Genomic DNA, 13,783 nt, shown 5'->3' with positions numbered 1-13,783 from the left:
GACCGGCCAACCGTCGGACGCGCAGGCCGACCGGCAACCGTCACACCAGTGGGCCGGGGCACGCCCCGGCCCACTGGTCTGTAGGTTCGCGCCGCCATTGTCAGTTCGGACCGCGGTGACCTGCCGCTCATGCTGGTGTCTCATCAGATGTCCCGCGGTTTCCGTCTCAGTTCGGTGGCCTTTCTTCATGCCGCATCGTCCTGCTAGTCCGCGTCGGCCTTCCAGGTTTGGCCTTCCAGGTTTGGGCGAACCAGGTGATGAAGTCCATCACGGTGCCGACACGGGCGATGCGCTCGTGGATGGCCCGCTGGTCGTGTCCGGGGAGGAAGTCGCCGCGTTCGATCGGTTTGCCGCAGCCGCAGTTGCACTTCCGGTTGTCCAGCGGGGACTTGAAGTAGGTGATGGGGTTCTGCTGGGCGCCGTTCGGCGCGGGTTTGCCGACGTAGTGGTCGGTTGCGGAGCGAGACGGTGACCTTTTCGAGGGGCCAGCCCTTGCGGGCGGCGTACATCCGGACCGTCGTGGAGGTGCAGGCACCGAGCGCGGCGAGCAGCAGGTCGTAGGGGCCTGGTCCGCTGTCCGCGCCGGCCGGCTCCGGCTCGTCGGCCGCCAGCACGTGGTGTCCGGCCCGCACCAGCTGCCCGTAGGGGCCGGTTCCGTTCTCGCTGACCGTGACGAGAGCGTCCTGCAGGTCTCCGGGGCCGGCCGCAGGAGCGTCCGCCTGCTCAAGGGGGGGTGTGCTGTTCGGGCATGTCTGTGCTCCTGAGGTCGGTGGGATCAATACGGCGGTGGTGTGCGGTCCGGTGGTGCCGCACGGTGTCGGTGCGGCGGCACGCCGAGGCGTCAATGCCCGGGCCGGGTCCGGGGCGCGTCGGCCGGGGCGGGGGTGTAGCGACTGGCCCACGCGGCCAGGACCGCAGCGGCGTACTGGGCGTCGGCGCGGTTGCTGAGCAGGTGGTCGGCGCCGGGCAGGCTGACGTAGGACTTGGGGTGGCGGGCGGTTTCGAAGATCTGCCGCGCGTTGTCGACGTCGACGACCTGGTCGGTCGGGGCGTGCAGGACCAGCAGGGCCGCATCCAGGGTGCGGATCCGCGTCGCCTGGGGCTGGGCGAGGAGGTCGTCGATGAACCGCTGCCGGATGCTGAACGACCGGCCCGCCAGGGTGACGTCGGCCTCGCCGCGCTGGGCGATCTCCTGCCGGTGGTGGGCGAATTGGTGCACGACATGATCGGGCGCGGCCGGAGCGGCGATCGTCGCGACGGCCCGGACCCCGGGGATGCGGTGGGTGGCGGCGAGCACGGCAGCGCCGCCGAGCGAGTGCCCGATCAGGAGGGACGGTGCCGTGTAGTGGTCGCGCAGGTGGTCGGCCGCGCGCACGAGGTCTTGGACATTGGAGCTGAAGGTGCTGCTGGCGAAGTCGCCGCCGGACTGGCCCAGGCCGGTGAAGTCGAAGCGGAGCACAGCGATGCGGTGGGCGGTCAGGGCTTTGGCGATCCGGGCGGCGGCGTGGCTGTCCTTGCCGCAGGTGAAGCAGTGCGCGAACACGGCATACGCGGCCGGGGGCCGGGCCGGGAGGTCAAGGATGGCCGCCAGCGGTGTGCCCTGGGATCCCGGGAACGTGAGGTGCGTGCTGGATCCGGTCATCACATCCTCCTGGATGGGTTCTTCGGCCCGGGTGCGGCCCCGGCTGGGGCGGGCCCGGGATCGGGCGGTGTCAGAGGGCGTGGGCCGGGGCATGGAGGTCGGCCAGGACGGCCAGTTCGGCCAGCAGGGCACGCAGCAGGCTCTCGGTGATGGCGTCGCCGGTGAAGGTGCCGTCGGCATCGAAGCGCTGGTGGGACTGGAAGACGGTGACCTCGGGGTGGGCCACGACCGGGGCCTGGATGCGGTGCAGGATCTGCCGCAGGACCAGCTGGCCGCGGGCGGTGCCGAACTGGGAGGGTGAGGCGCCCAGGACGGCGACGGGCTTGTGGCGCAGGGCGTGCCGGCCGGCGGGTCGCGAGAGCCAGTCCAGGGCGTTCATCAGCACGCCGGGGATGGCCGAGTTGTACTCCGGGGTGGCGATGAGGACGCCGTCGGCCTCCCGCACGCGTCGGCTCAGGTCGGCGACGGCGGCGGGCTCGGGGCCGTCCTCGAGGTCCTCGTTGAAGAAGGGAAGCCGGCCCAGCCCTTCGTAGAGGTCGATGGTGACACCGTTGGGCGCGAGGTTCTGCACGGCGCGCAGCAGGCCGGTGTTGTGGGAGGAGCGGCGCAGGCTGCCGGAGATCGCGAGGAAGGTCAGGTCGGACATCGCGGAGGGCCCTTCGAAGGAGGCAGGGGCGGGGCGGGAGAACGGTCGGCGCCGGCCCGGCACCACAGGCGGTGCCGGGCCGGCCGGGCACGGCGGCGTACGCCCGCAGGGCTGCGGGCGCCCGCGCTGGCCGAGGTGGGCTGTTGTTAGATCGGGTAGACGGGCTGGGAGCTGCGGACGGTGATCCAGCGGGTCTCGGTGAAGGCGTCGATGTTGGCCTCGCCGCCGAAGCGGGCGCCGGTGCCGGACCAACCGACGCCGCCGAAGGGGATGCGGGCGTCGTCGTTGATGGTCTGGTCGTTGATGTGCACCAGGCCGCTGGGGATGCGCTCGGCCAGTTCCAGGCCGGTCATGACGTCGCGGGTGAGGATGCCCAGCGAGAGGCCGTACGGGTCGTCGGCGGCCAGTTGCGCGGCCTCGTCCAGGGTGGTGAACGTGCGCACGGGTACGACGGGGCCGAAGACCTCCTCCGCGTAGGCGGGCGCGTCGTCGGGCACGTCGACGAGGACGGTGGGGCGGTAGAAGAGGTCGTCGTAGGTGCCGCCGGCCAGCAGCCGGGCACCGGCGGCGATGCTGGCGGTGACCTGGGCGTGGATGGTGTCCCGCTGGTGGGCGTTGATGAGGGGGCCGAGGTCGACGTCGGCAGTGTCGGGGTCACCGACGGTGAGCTGCTCCGCCTTGGCGACCAGGCGCGCGGTGAACTCCTCGGCGATGTCGGCGTGGACCAGGATGCGTCCGGTGGCCATGCAGACCTGGCCCTGGTTGAAGAAGGACCCCCAGGCGACTGTGGAGATGGCGCGGTCCAGGTCGGCGTCGGCCAGCACGATCATCGGGTTGTTGCCGCCCAGTTCGAGGTGGGCGCGCTTCACGCCGCGGGCCGCCGCCTCGCCGACCTTACGCCCGGCCCCGGTGGATCCGGTGAAGGAAATGACGCGCACATGCGGGTCATCGACCAGCGCCGCGCCCGCCGCGCCGTCGCCGGGGACCAAGGTGAGCACGCCCTGAGGCAGGCCCGCTTCCTCGAAGATCCGCATGATGGTGACACCACCGCTGACCGCGGTGCGCGGGTCCGGCTTGAGGACCACGGTGTTGCCGAGCGCCAGCGCCGGAGCGACGGACCGGATCGCCAGGATCAGCGGCACGTTGAACGGCGAGATGACACCGACGACCCCGGCGGGCACCCGGCGGGTCATGCTCAGGCGCGGCTCGGCGGACGGCATGACCTGGCCGATGGGGTGGGAGCACAGCACGGCCGCCTCGTAGCACTCCTGCTCCGCCTGGTCCGTCTCGAAGACGGCCCGGGCCCGGGTGCTGCCGCTCTCGCGGATCAGCCAGTCCTGGATCTGAGGAGCGTGGGCGGCGAACAGTTCCCCGGCCCGGCGCAGTATCGCGGCGCGCTCGGTGTTCGGGGTGGCGGCCCAGGCGCGCTGGACCTCGGCGGCGCGGGACGCGGCGCGGGCGATGTCGCTCGCGTCGGCGGAGCCGATGTGCTCCAGGGTGTCACCGGTGGAGGGGTTGACGACGGCCGTCTTGCCGCCGGAGGCGTCCCGCCAGCCGTCGATGTTGATCTTTCCGGACCAGAGGGCGGGGTCGAACAAAGACATGGGTTCCTCGACTTTCTCGGCCCGCCGCAGGGCGGACGTGTGCAGCGTCAGATGAGTGGAAGAAGGGGGCTGCCCGCCCGGTGGCTCGGGGGGATACCGCCGGGCGGGCGCCGTCCGCACAGCTGCGGGGGGCCGCCGCGCGGAGCTGGGGGTCAACGGGTGGCGCGGTAGGCCCGGTTGATCACGTCGCCGACGACGTCGGGGTGGCTGACCATGACCGCGTGGGAGCTGTTGACCTCGGTGATGTGGGCATCGGCGCGCTTGGCCATGAAGCGCTCCAGGCTCGGGGCAATCGCGTGGTCCTTCTTGGCCACCAGCGCCCAGGACGGGATGGTCTTCCACGCGGCGTGCTTGGCCGGCTGGCCGAAGGCCTCCGCCGCGATGGGCCGCTGGGAGGCGGCCATCAGGGCCGCGGTCTTCGCGGGCACGTCGGCGGCGAACGCGTCGGCGAACTTGGCCGGGTCGAGCATGACTTCGGTGCCGGTGGTGCCGTCGGGACGGGTGAACTGGAAGGCCTGCTGCGGCAGCGGCGGGACGCTCGGGTCCGGGTGCTGCTCAAGGAGACCGCCGAGCGTCTCGCCCTTGTCCGGCGCGAAGGCGGCAACGTAGACCAGCGCCTTGACGTCGGGGATGGCGGTTGCCGCGTTGGTGATCACGGCTCCGCCGTAGGAGTGGCCGACGAGGATCTTCGGCCCCTTGATGCCCTTGAGCAGGCCCTGCAGGTACGCCGTGTCGTAGTCCAGGCCGCGCAGCGGGTTGGCCACTGCCCGGACCTTGAAGCCCTGGTGGCGCAGCCGGGCTGCGGTCTCCGTCCAGCCCGAGGCATCGGCGAAAGCGCCGTGGACCAGCACCACCGTCGGCTTGGGCTTTGCGGCGTCCAGGTCCTGCGCGTCGGCGGAGGGCGCCAGGGAGGTGAGGGAGGCGACGACCGCGGCTGCGGCCGTTCCGACGACCGCGGCGGTGCGACCGGTGTGCTTGTCGGTGCTCATGAGATTCCTTCGTGAGGGTGCGGCATGGCCGCGGATGGATCGCCGGGCGCGGATGCCGCGCTCCCAGCAGGGGCGGTGGGCGGCGGCTTTCGGCCAGGCCGCCCAGTGGCGCGCCGTCCGGCGGGACAACGATGCACCACAAGTTTGATTACAGTCAATAGTCGAAACTAAACCTCGCGGAGTCCGGCGCCGCGCCGGGGCCCGTGCGCACACCGGCAGGAAGGAACGTGCTGTGAGCAGCAAGAACCAGGCGGGCGTCGGCGGTACCCGCCGACCGCGACACCGGGCCGGGACGCAGACGCGCACACCGCATCCCCGGTGGGCAGGCCGCGGAACCCGGCGGTCACCGAGGCGATCCCGCGGACCGGGCGCGGACATCTGGCCACCGACGGGCGCACACGGATGACGATCGGCACCGTGGTGGCGGACGCCGGGGGAACGCGCCCCGCCCGGTACCGGCGCGGGCCGAACCGGCACGAGCGGGTGGTGGACGCGCTCTCCTGCAACCTGCGTCAGCAGCGCGGTCGGCCGGTGGTCCGGAGTACGAACGCGGGCATCCGAGCGGAATGGCACCTGCTGCCGGAAGGCTGCGCCGGAACGGTTGCCTACAGCCGGTCCGTGTCCGTGGGGAGGCCGAGCAGCATGCGGCCGGTCGTCTCCCATGTGGCCGGGCTGACCTGGATGTGGGCGGTGGCGGTGGCCGCGTCCCGGAAGCGGCGCTGCAGCGGCGAGCCGTCGTAGATGGCCGATCCGCCGCCGAGGTCGTACATGGACCGGACGACGTCCGCGGACGTGCGAGCGGCGTGTGTCGCCGCCAGGCGCAGTCCGGTGCGCAGGTCCATCGCGATCGCCTCGCCGGTGGACGCGGCGCACCATGCGTCCTCGATGGCCGCATAGAACAGGGCGCGTGCGGCCCGCAGGGAGGCTTCTGCCTGGGCGATCGCGGTCTGTGTCACCGGCTTCTCGCCAAGCGTGCGACGCGCGCCGTAGGAGAGTTTGCGGCCCGCGAGGTCGAGCAGGTCGTCGATGGCCCCGCGCGCGTTGCCCAGGGCCGTGGCGGCGATGGCCAGGGCGAAGTAGCCGAAGACGGGGAACCGGTAGAGCGGAGCGTCGATCACCGGACCGTCGGCCAGCGACAGCGTGCGGTGGGTGGGAACGAACACGTCCTCGGCCACGACATCGTGACTGCCCGTTGCGCGCAGTCCGGACGTCTGCCAGGTGTCGTCGAGGATCCGCAGCTGTGCGGCCGGGATCCCGACGGTGCGCATCGCCGGGGCGCCGCCTTGCTCGCCTCGGCCGTCGTCCACGAGGCAGCCGCCGAAGAAGTAGTCCGCATGCGTGATGCCGCTGGCGAACGGCCAGCGCCCGGAGACGACCAGCCCGCCGTCGACCGGGCGGGCCGTGCCCCGCGGCGCCCACACGCCGGCCGCGATCGAGCGCGGGTCACCGAAGATCTCGGCTGCGCCGGCGGCCGGCAGATAGGCCGCCAGCAGGCTGGTGGCCATGGCGATGGAGACGCACCAGCCGGTGGCGGCGTCGCCCCGGGCAATCGTCTCGGCGCCGGCGAGCGCGTCGGCGGGCGGGGCCTGCGCGGCCCCGACACTGGCGGGCGCTGCGCACCGCATCAGCCCCGCGTCACGGAGCGCCTCGACCACGTCCGGCGCCAGACGCCGTCTGCGGTCGGTGTCTGCGGCCGCGGCCTGCGCCTGCAGGCGGATCCGGTCCGCCCTTGGCCACAGACTTTCCCGGGGCGCTTCGGTGCGGTGCAGCGAGCTGGTCATGGGGCCTCAATTCGTCTTACAGGGGCGGCACACGGGCAGCCGCGCTCTCGTCACTGCGCGCAGCAGCGACGCCGTGTCAGTGGTGTTGCGGAACGGTCTACGTGCGGGCCGTCAACAGGCTTGCGCGCAGGGCTCGTTTGTCGGTCTTGCCGACGGCCGTCCGCGGGAGGGAGTCGGTGATCGAGTAGGAGGCCGGCGCGTAGAGGTCTCCGAGCGCGTCGACGATGCCGCGGGTCAGCCGTACGAGGTCCGGGGCGCCTGCCGGGTCTCGGGGCACCAGGACCACGTGCACGGTCTCCTTGTCGTCGTCACCGGGCAGCCCGATGGCGGCGGCGTCCTTGACGGCCGGGTGTGCGGTGAGGAAGTCGTCGAGGAGGCGGGAGTAGACGTTGTCGGCCGTGCGGCCCGTCACGATGATGTCCCGCGCGCGGTCGACCAGGTACAGATAGCCGCTCTCGTCCCGGCGGGCGATGTCGCCGCTGCGGAACCAGCCTTCGTCGTCGAGTACCTCGGCGGTGCGTTCCGGGTCGTTCCAGTAGCCCTCCATCACCGTAGGGCTGCGCACGTACAGCTCGCCGATGCGCCCTACGGGCACGGGCTTGCCGTCGGCGTCCCGCAGCTCCACTTCGACCCCGGGCCCCGGGCGTCCGCAGCTGGTCAAGGACGCGGGCCGCCGCACGTCATGCTCCGCGGGGGTGAGCTCGGTGACGAGCCCGCTCTCGGATGCCGCGTAGATCTGGTGCAGGACCGGACCGAAACGCTCCATCGCTTGCCTGAGACGGGCGGGGGAAGCGGCCGCTCCGCCGTACAGCAGAGTCGTCAGCGCGGGGAAGCGGCCGGACAGGCAGTCCGGATGGTCCAGCAGTTCGTACAGCATCGGCGTCACGACCATCATCCTGGTGACGTGTTCGCTGTCCATCACCGACAGGGCCGTGCCGGCGTCGAAGGTCCTCAGCAAGACGATGGTGTGGCCGCTGAGGACGCCGGTCAGGAAGGCGGCGTGGCCGCTGGTGTGCGTCACCAGCGTGCCGATCAGCATCGCGGGGTCGGCCGGCGCGCCGTCGGCGCAGGCGTGGGAGGTCCGCAGGTAGCCGTCGTAGTAGCCGCTGCGGTGCACGACCAGCTTGGGCAGGCCGGTCGTGCCGCCGGTGTAGAGAAGTGTCGCGAGGTGGCGGCCGTCGGCCGCCTCGTTCAGCGAGAGCGGGGCACGGCCGGACGCCGCGGTCAGGAAGTCGGCGGCAACCGATGACGCGCCGATGCTGAAGAGATGCGGAATGGCCGCCTGGCCGGCGATCCGGCGGGTCCGGTCTTCGAAGACCGGGTCGAACAGGAGCACCTTGACGTCGGCGCGCCGGACCAGCGCTTCGAGTTCCCGGTTGCCGGGCTCGGGCGGCACGAAGACCAGGCGGCCCCCGGCGAAATGGACGGCCAGCTGCAGCAGGAGCGCCTCGGGCGAGTTCTCCACGAACAGCGCCACCCCGTCTCCGTCCGCCACCCCCCTGCCCCGCAGCGCTGCAGCGAAGCGCAGGACCGTGCGGGCGGCCTCGGTGCCGCTGATCCGCCGCGCTCCCGCGACGATCGCCTCACGCTCGCCTCTCGCCGAGAGCCGGTGCAGCACCGAGACGGTGTAGTTGTCGTGGGCAGTGACCTTGTTCATGATCCTTCTTCGTGCTCTGTCACGTCGGTGGGGGTGGGTGGGCCGGGGAAGGTTCCGCACCGTGCCCCGAAGGCTGGTGCTCGCGGGCGCGGACCGGTCGTGCGGCGCGCTCCTCCTCGCGGCGTGCGAGCGGGAGCGGATCGCGGGTCCGCAAGCCGCTGCTGAGGGTGGCGGGGCCCGGCCGTGCCGTGCCTCAGCGTGGACTTGTGTAGAGGCCCTCGTGCTCCCAGGCGCGCAGGGTGTCGTAGTCCTCGATCAGCTCTTGGGAGGTGGGGGCCGCGAGGTAGGCGAACCCGGGAGAGGTCGGCAGGCTGCTGGTGGGGGCGAGGTACTGGCCCGGGGCGAAGCCGGGGAAGACCGCGACGACGCTGGGGAGTTCCGCGATCTTGGTGAGGGCGTCGGGGTCGGCCGGGCCGGGGTGGTGGTTGATGAAGTCGACCCACCGCAGCAGCGGCGGCCGGCCCGGATCGGGGGTGGTGCGGGTGCGCAGGGATGCGGGATCGATCGTGGCGGTGACCGCCAGGGCGGTCTGGGAGGGGCCGAGGTAGGCGTCCACCACGTCGGGCCCGGTGCCTCCGCCCAGGCGGGCGCCGGTCTCGATGAGGACCGGTCCCCGGTCGGTGAGCATGACCTCGGTGTGGGCGGGCGTCTCGGTGATGCCGAGCGCGTCCAGGACGTCCCGGACGTAGCCGATGAGCGCCTTCCCGGCGGCGCTGGCGGCATCGACGGGCTCCTGGAAGTCGTAGAGGGGTGCGGCGGTCGGGCCGATGCGTTTGGTGTAGCGCCAGATCTCGGCGACGTGGTGCTGCCCGCCCGCGGAGACCGTGTTGATGCAGTACTCGGTTCCGTGCAGGCGTTCCTGGACGAGCACGGCGTCGTTGGGCTCGCCGAAGAGGTTGGGGGTGCCCAGGACGGCGGTGGCGGCCTGGCCGACCTCCTCGGCCGAGCCGCAGAACGTCACGCCGTCGGTGCCCGCGCTGGCCAGGGGCTTGACCACCACCTCCTCCAGGCCCCACACGGTGTACCAGTCGGCTGCGGCGCGGGCGGAGCGGGCGACGGTGGTGTGCGGGGTCGCAAGGCCCGCGGCCTGGACCGCCTGCTGCATGAGGAACTTGTCGCGGCGGGCTGCGACCAGGGCGGGGTCGTTCGTCGGCAGATGCAGCGCGCTCGCGAGGGTCTCCGCCAGCACGACGCCGGTTTCGGTGCCGGCCATCACGCGGGAGACGCGCAGGCGGGCGAGTTCCCGCGTGAGGCTGGTGAAGTCGGCGGTGAAGCCCAGATCGAGGACGTAGTCGTCGCGGCTGAACGAGTGCAGGAGGAAGGCGCCGATGTCCGGCTGGCTCCGCACGTGGATGCAGTCGACACCCGCTCGGGCCAGTCGCCTGGCCAGTGTCGCCCCGGTGGAGTATCCGTCGACGATCGCTACCTTCATGGAGCTGTTCCTCTCGTGGTGCTGTAGAGCTGTGGGCGTAGGGATGCCGGCTGTCACAGGGGCAGTTGGGCAGGTGGCGGTGCTAGGCCGGCGCTGAGGTGGGGGAGGTGCGCAGGGTGCGGGCGAGCGGCACGCAGGCCAGAGCCCCCAGGGCGGCGCTGGTGATGAGGAGGCCGGCGACCAGGGGGCGGCCGCCCGCGTTGAGGGCGCCGGCGATGCCCAGCGGGGTGAGCGAGGCGATCGCGCCCGCGACGCTGAGGGCGGCCTGGTAGCGGCCGATGGCGCCGGGCGGGGCGGCCGTTGCGACGAAGGCGCCGGCGGCGACGCTGTAGCAGATCTCGCCGGGCACCATGATCACAGCTGCGGTGGTGTAGCCCAGGGTGGTGTGCTGCAGGGCCGCCAGTGCCATGGCGGCGCCCAGGATCAGGCTGCCGGCGGCGAACACCGGGCCGATGGGGTAGCGGACGCGGTCGTCGGCGCCGACCAGCAGGCGGGTCAGCGGCGGGCTGAGCAGCAGGACCGCAGCGGAGTTGGCGAGCATGGCGGTGCCGTAGGCGGACGGGGCGAGGTGGTCCGCGCTCATGACCAGGGGCAGGACGCTGATCAGGCCGTAGGCGCAGGTCGTCGCCGCGACGGCCGCGGCGACCATCCACCGCAGCCGGGGGTCGGAGACGATCTGTGCGTAGGTGGCGTGCTCGTGCCGGCGTTCGCCCCGGGGCGTGCTGGGCCGGCCGCTCAGCATGGCGCGCACCAGGAGGGCTGCGGCCACGCAGGCAACGGCGTTGAGGGCGAACAGGAATCGGTAGCCATGGGCGTGGGCCACAAAGCCGCCGACGCCCGAGCTCAGCGAGAGGCCCACGTTCGACACCCAGTAGACCCAGCCCTGGGCGCGGGTGCGTGCTCCCTCATTGGTGAGGCGGTCGTTGATCTGCGCGGAGACGGCCGGCCGGTGGACGTCCATGGTGCAGCCCAGGCAGAAGGCGAGCAGCAGCAGGGCGTGCAGGCTGCTGGCCACGGCCAGCCCGGCGCAGATCACTGCGGCAAGGAGCAGTCCCGCCGTGCACGCGGCACGGGCTCCGATCCGGTCGGTCATCGCCCCGCTGACCAGCTGCCCGACACACCAGCCGACCCCGAAGACCGTCAGCGCGGCGCCGGCGGCGGTGGTGCCGTGCGCCGCGCCGATGGAGTAGCCGAGGAAGTCGTAGGCGAATCCGCAGGCTTTGACCAGGAACGTCGTCGCCAGCAGCGTGGTGATGACCACCCGCGCGGACGGGCCGGACGGGCGGGAGGGGGCGGCCGCAGGAGGGGGTGCGGTGACCGTCATGCCGAAGGGCCTGCCTTGTCAGAAAGCGCCACACTGCTTGGTGCCTCAGCAGTCGCAGCGGGTGGGTGTTCAGCGGGGTGGGTCAGTTCGGCCAGGCCCGCGACGATGCGCTCGCGCAGGTGCGCCATCCGCGCGGGCCGGTGGTAGCGCGGGGAGCAGGCCAGTTCGATGCTGCACCGCCCGGTGAAGGTGGAGACGAAATAGCCCACCCAGGACACCGACTCGGAGGTGGCGAAGCCACGGAAGTCGACGACCTCCATCCCCGGCGGCACGGCGAGCTCGGGCACCGGGCCCCAGTTGGTGACGAAGTTCCCGACGCCGGTACGCGCGCGGCCCTGGGCGGCCGCCGACGCCGCGGCCCGCATGACCGCGAGCGCCCTCCCGCCCTCGATCCCGGCGACGAGCTGCGCCTTCGTCTCCCTGGCCAGGGCGTTCAGGTCCGAAGTGGGCCCGCATGCGGTGACCGTGGGCGCGAACCCCACGGCATTGGTGACCTCGTCGGGGCGCGCCACCGGGCGCAGGTGGGGACGCAGGTCCACGAGATGGAACATGATCATCGGCAGTTCGGGGGCGGCACCAGCCGCTTCGGTGAGCATCGCGCGTTCGGCGCGGATGATCGCCGCGGCCAGCAGGGCATGCAGGGTCGTCCCCGATGCCCGCGCGTGAGCGAGCAGGGCGGCCGTGTCTGCCTGCGACAGGGTGATGCGCTGCGCCGGCTCGGGGGCGAAGCCCGCGCCGCCCCCGGTGTCGGCGGCGGGGAGGCTGTGCACCGGGCCCGCGGCCGCCGCGGTGAGGCGGGGCAGGGCCATGGCGCGGGCCTGATAGGCCTGTTCGAGGCTGCGCGGGTGGACCGGGGCCGGATCGGGGAGCACCACGCCCTGGGCCAGGGCGGCGGCCGTGTGCCAGAAGTACTCCAGCAGCGCCGAGCCCAGCGTGGCGTCGTTGATCGCGTGAGACACCTGCAGGGCGACCGCGGTCAGCTCGCCCTCGGTCACGATGGTGAGTTTCGCCAGGCCGTGCGCGGGATCCAGGACCGTGAGGCCGTGCTCGAGCCAGTCGGCCACCGTGCCCTGCACGGTCTCGGTGGCCGCGTTGCCGGCGCCGCCATCGGGTATGTGCAGCCAGCACTGCTCGCCGCTCGTCTCTATCGTGCCGCGCAGCATCGGATACCTGTCGCACAGCAGCCCGAACGCGGTGTGCAGCCCCGCGATATCGACCGCACCGGCGCAGATGGCCACATAGCTGACCGTGAGCTTGCGCGGCACGAAGCCGTGATCGATCAGTCCCAGAGGGTATTTCATGTCGTTCTCCGCGAGTTGGGGGCCTGGGTGGCGGGCGCCGGGTGCGTGATCACGCCGGGCCCAACAGCGCGGGACGGGTGCTGCGCGCCGGGCCGACCGGACGCCAAGTCCGCATGCCCAGCGGCGTGCTGACGCCGTGCACCTCGGCGGCGTGGGCGCCGTCCGGTGGGGTCAGCACGTGTTCCTGGGTGGCGGGCTCGTCACTGCGGGCGGTGAAACGCATCGGGAAGGGCGCGGCACGCACAGCGCAGACCTCCAGTTCTTGTCGGAGCGGGTGTCGCAGAGCCACCCTGTCGCCGCGGTGACACCCCTACCAAGACGCTGCTAACGCTGGTGCCAGCAGCACCTGGCAGCCGGTGTGGGGCGTGGTTGATGATGGGCGGGTGAACTCCGCCCCCTCCCCCCGCCGCACCGAACTCGCCGCGTTCCTGCGCAGCCGCCGCGACCGCCTCACCCCCGCCGCGGCCGGGATAGCACCAGGACTGCGCCGCCGGACACCAGGACTGCGCCGCGAGGAGGTCGCCCATCTGGCCGGGGTCTCCATCACCTGGTACACCTGGCTCGAACAGGGACGCCCCATCAACGTCGGCCCGCAGATCCTGGACGCCATCGCCACCACCCTGCGCCTGGACGCCGCCGAACGCGCCCACCTCTACCGCCTGGCCGAGGTACCCATCCCCGCGGTGGCCGCCACCGCCAACCCGATCACCCCCACCCTGCAGACGATCCTCGATGCCATCACCGGCTTCCCCGCCGCGGCCATCAACACCCGCTGGGACCTGCTGGGATGGAACACGGCGGCCGCCGCCCTGTGGCCCCGGCTCACCTCACCCGAGAGCTCCCGCAACGTCTTGTGGGAGATGTTCACCACCCCCGAGTGCTGCCGCCAGTTCGTCAACCGCGACGCCGGCCTGCCCCACATGGTCGCTTCGTTCCGCGCCGACTTCGCCCACCACCTCGACGACCCCGCCTGGACCGACCTGATCCGCGCACTGGCCACCGCCAGCCCGGAATTCACGCGGCTGTGGGCCACCCACGACGTCGGCGCACCGCCGACCCAGACCATGACCTATCACCACGCCGCGGTCGGCGAGCTGTCGCTGTCCCTGACGCGCATGGAGCTGCCCGCCGTAGCCGAAACGATCGTCACCGTGTGGACTCCTGCTGATGAGGACAGCCGCTCGCGCATGGACCAGCTCCTGGCCCACCCCGAGGCTCCCTGGCTGGACCACACCCACTGAGGCGCCTTCGTCGGGCCTGGCGGGCCGGCGCCGCAACCGCAGCCCACGCGCCCACCCCTGCGGCGAACTGAGCCTGACCCCGCCCCTCTGACTGCGCTCACAGCAGCGCCCCGCGTCTTCCGGCAGTAGGCCCCTGAGGTCCACGACCCAGATTTAGTTACGCTCA

12 protein-coding genes are annotated in these 13,783 nt (G+C 72.3%); 1 reads left to right on the top strand and 11 read right to left on the bottom strand.

What is annotated here, in order from left to right; translation table 11 throughout:
• Positions 1-203: 203 nt before the first annotated feature.
• The 11 genes from IE274_RS39785 to IE274_RS32995 all read right to left on the bottom strand — a co-directional run bounded on the left by IE274_RS39785 (position 204) and on the right by IE274_RS32995 (position 12,620).
• Complete coding sequence (locus IE274_RS39785; RefSeq protein WP_229909969.1) at positions 204-614, bottom strand: OsmC family protein; 411 nt, start codon at positions 612-614, stop codon at positions 204-206.
• A gap of 227 nt (positions 615-841) precedes the next feature.
• On the bottom strand, positions 842-1,642 hold the full coding sequence (locus tag IE274_RS33040) for an alpha/beta hydrolase family protein (RefSeq protein ID WP_190119612.1): 801 nt from the start codon (positions 1,640-1,642) through the stop codon (positions 842-844).
• 70 nt (positions 1,643-1,712) lie between these two features.
• The gene (locus IE274_RS33035; protein ID WP_190119611.1) at positions 1,713-2,288 is read right to left on the bottom strand and encodes an NADPH-dependent FMN reductase; all 576 of its coding nucleotides are present in this window, start codon (positions 2,286-2,288) and stop codon (positions 1,713-1,715) included.
• Between the two features lie 146 nt (positions 2,289-2,434).
• Positions 2,435-3,892 (bottom strand): benzaldehyde dehydrogenase, encoded by a 1,458-nt coding sequence (locus tag IE274_RS33030; RefSeq protein WP_190119610.1) that lies wholly within the window; start codon positions 3,890-3,892, stop codon positions 2,435-2,437.
• Between the two features lie 152 nt (positions 3,893-4,044).
• A complete protein-coding gene (locus tag IE274_RS33025; protein ID WP_190119609.1) occupies positions 4,045-4,881 on the bottom strand; it encodes an alpha/beta fold hydrolase in 837 nt (278 codons plus the stop codon).
• Positions 4,882-5,486: 605 nt separating this feature from the next.
• A complete protein-coding gene (locus IE274_RS33020) occupies positions 5,487-6,662 on the bottom strand; it encodes an acyl-CoA dehydrogenase family protein (protein ID WP_190119608.1) in 1,176 nt (391 codons plus the stop codon).
• 97 nt (positions 6,663-6,759) lie between these two features.
• Positions 6,760-8,319, bottom strand: coding sequence for an AMP-binding protein (locus IE274_RS33015; RefSeq protein ID WP_190119607.1), 1,560 nt, complete (start codon positions 8,317-8,319; stop codon positions 6,760-6,762).
• Between the two features lie 193 nt (positions 8,320-8,512).
• Entirely contained in the window at positions 8,513-9,751 is a 1,239-nt protein-coding gene (locus IE274_RS33010) for an ATP-grasp domain-containing protein (protein WP_190119606.1), read from the bottom strand.
• Between the two features lie 82 nt (positions 9,752-9,833).
• Positions 9,834-11,075: an MFS transporter gene (locus IE274_RS33005; protein ID WP_190119605.1), complete on the bottom strand. Its 1,242-nt coding sequence runs from the start codon at positions 11,073-11,075 to the stop codon at positions 9,834-9,836.
• Positions 11,072-12,376 carry a phthiocerol/phthiodiolone dimycocerosyl transferase family protein gene (locus tag IE274_RS33000; protein WP_190119604.1) on the bottom strand — a complete coding sequence of 435 codons (1,305 nt, stop codon included), beginning with the start codon at positions 12,374-12,376 and terminating at the stop codon, positions 11,072-11,074. The genes IE274_RS33005 and IE274_RS33000 overlap by 4 nt, the downstream gene beginning before the upstream one ends.
• Positions 12,377-12,425: 49 nt before the next feature.
• Entirely contained in the window at positions 12,426-12,620 is a 195-nt protein-coding gene (locus tag IE274_RS32995; protein ID WP_190119603.1) for a hypothetical protein, read from the bottom strand.
• Positions 12,621-12,759: 139 nt separating this feature from the next.
• Here IE274_RS32995 and IE274_RS32990 point away from each other — a divergent pair, with 139 nt between their 5' ends.
• Complete coding sequence (locus IE274_RS32990; protein ID WP_190119602.1) at positions 12,760-13,617, top strand: helix-turn-helix transcriptional regulator; 858 nt, start codon at positions 12,760-12,762, stop codon at positions 13,615-13,617.
• Positions 13,618-13,783: the final 166 nt, after the last annotated feature.

It is taken from the genome of Streptomyces flavofungini (assembly GCF_014650815.1).
GTDB lineage: Bacteria > Actinomycetota > Actinomycetes > Streptomycetales > Streptomycetaceae > Streptomyces > Streptomyces flavofungini.
Note: the sequence above shows the minus strand (reverse complement) of the source record. Positions and strands in the feature narration are given on the sequence as shown.

Coding starts and splice junctions, on each gene's coding strand:
- IE274_RS33040 (WP_190119612.1), bottom strand. CDS start 1,642: ATGACCGGATCCAGCACGCACCTCACGTTCCCGGGATCCCAGGGCACA.
- IE274_RS33035 (WP_190119611.1), bottom strand. CDS start 2,288: ATGTCCGACCTGACCTTCCTCGCGATCTCCGGCAGCCTGCGCCGCTCC.
- IE274_RS33030 (WP_190119610.1), bottom strand. CDS start 3,892: ATGTCTTTGTTCGACCCCGCCCTCTGGTCCGGAAAGATCAACATCGAC.
- IE274_RS33025 (WP_190119609.1), bottom strand. CDS start 4,881: ATGAGCACCGACAAGCACACCGGTCGCACCGCCGCGGTCGTCGGAACG.
- IE274_RS33020 (WP_190119608.1), bottom strand. CDS start 6,662: ATGACCAGCTCGCTGCACCGCACCGAAGCGCCCCGGGAAAGTCTGTGG.
- IE274_RS33015 (WP_190119607.1), bottom strand. CDS start 8,319: ATGAACAAGGTCACTGCCCACGACAACTACACCGTCTCGGTGCTGCAC.
- IE274_RS33010 (WP_190119606.1), bottom strand. CDS start 9,751: ATGAAGGTAGCGATCGTCGACGGATACTCCACCGGGGCGACACTGGCC.
- IE274_RS33005 (WP_190119605.1), bottom strand. CDS start 11,075: ATGACGGTCACCGCACCCCCTCCTGCGGCCGCCCCCTCCCGCCCGTCC.
- IE274_RS33000 (WP_190119604.1), bottom strand. CDS start 12,376: ATGAAATACCCTCTGGGACTGATCGATCACGGCTTCGTGCCGCGCAAG.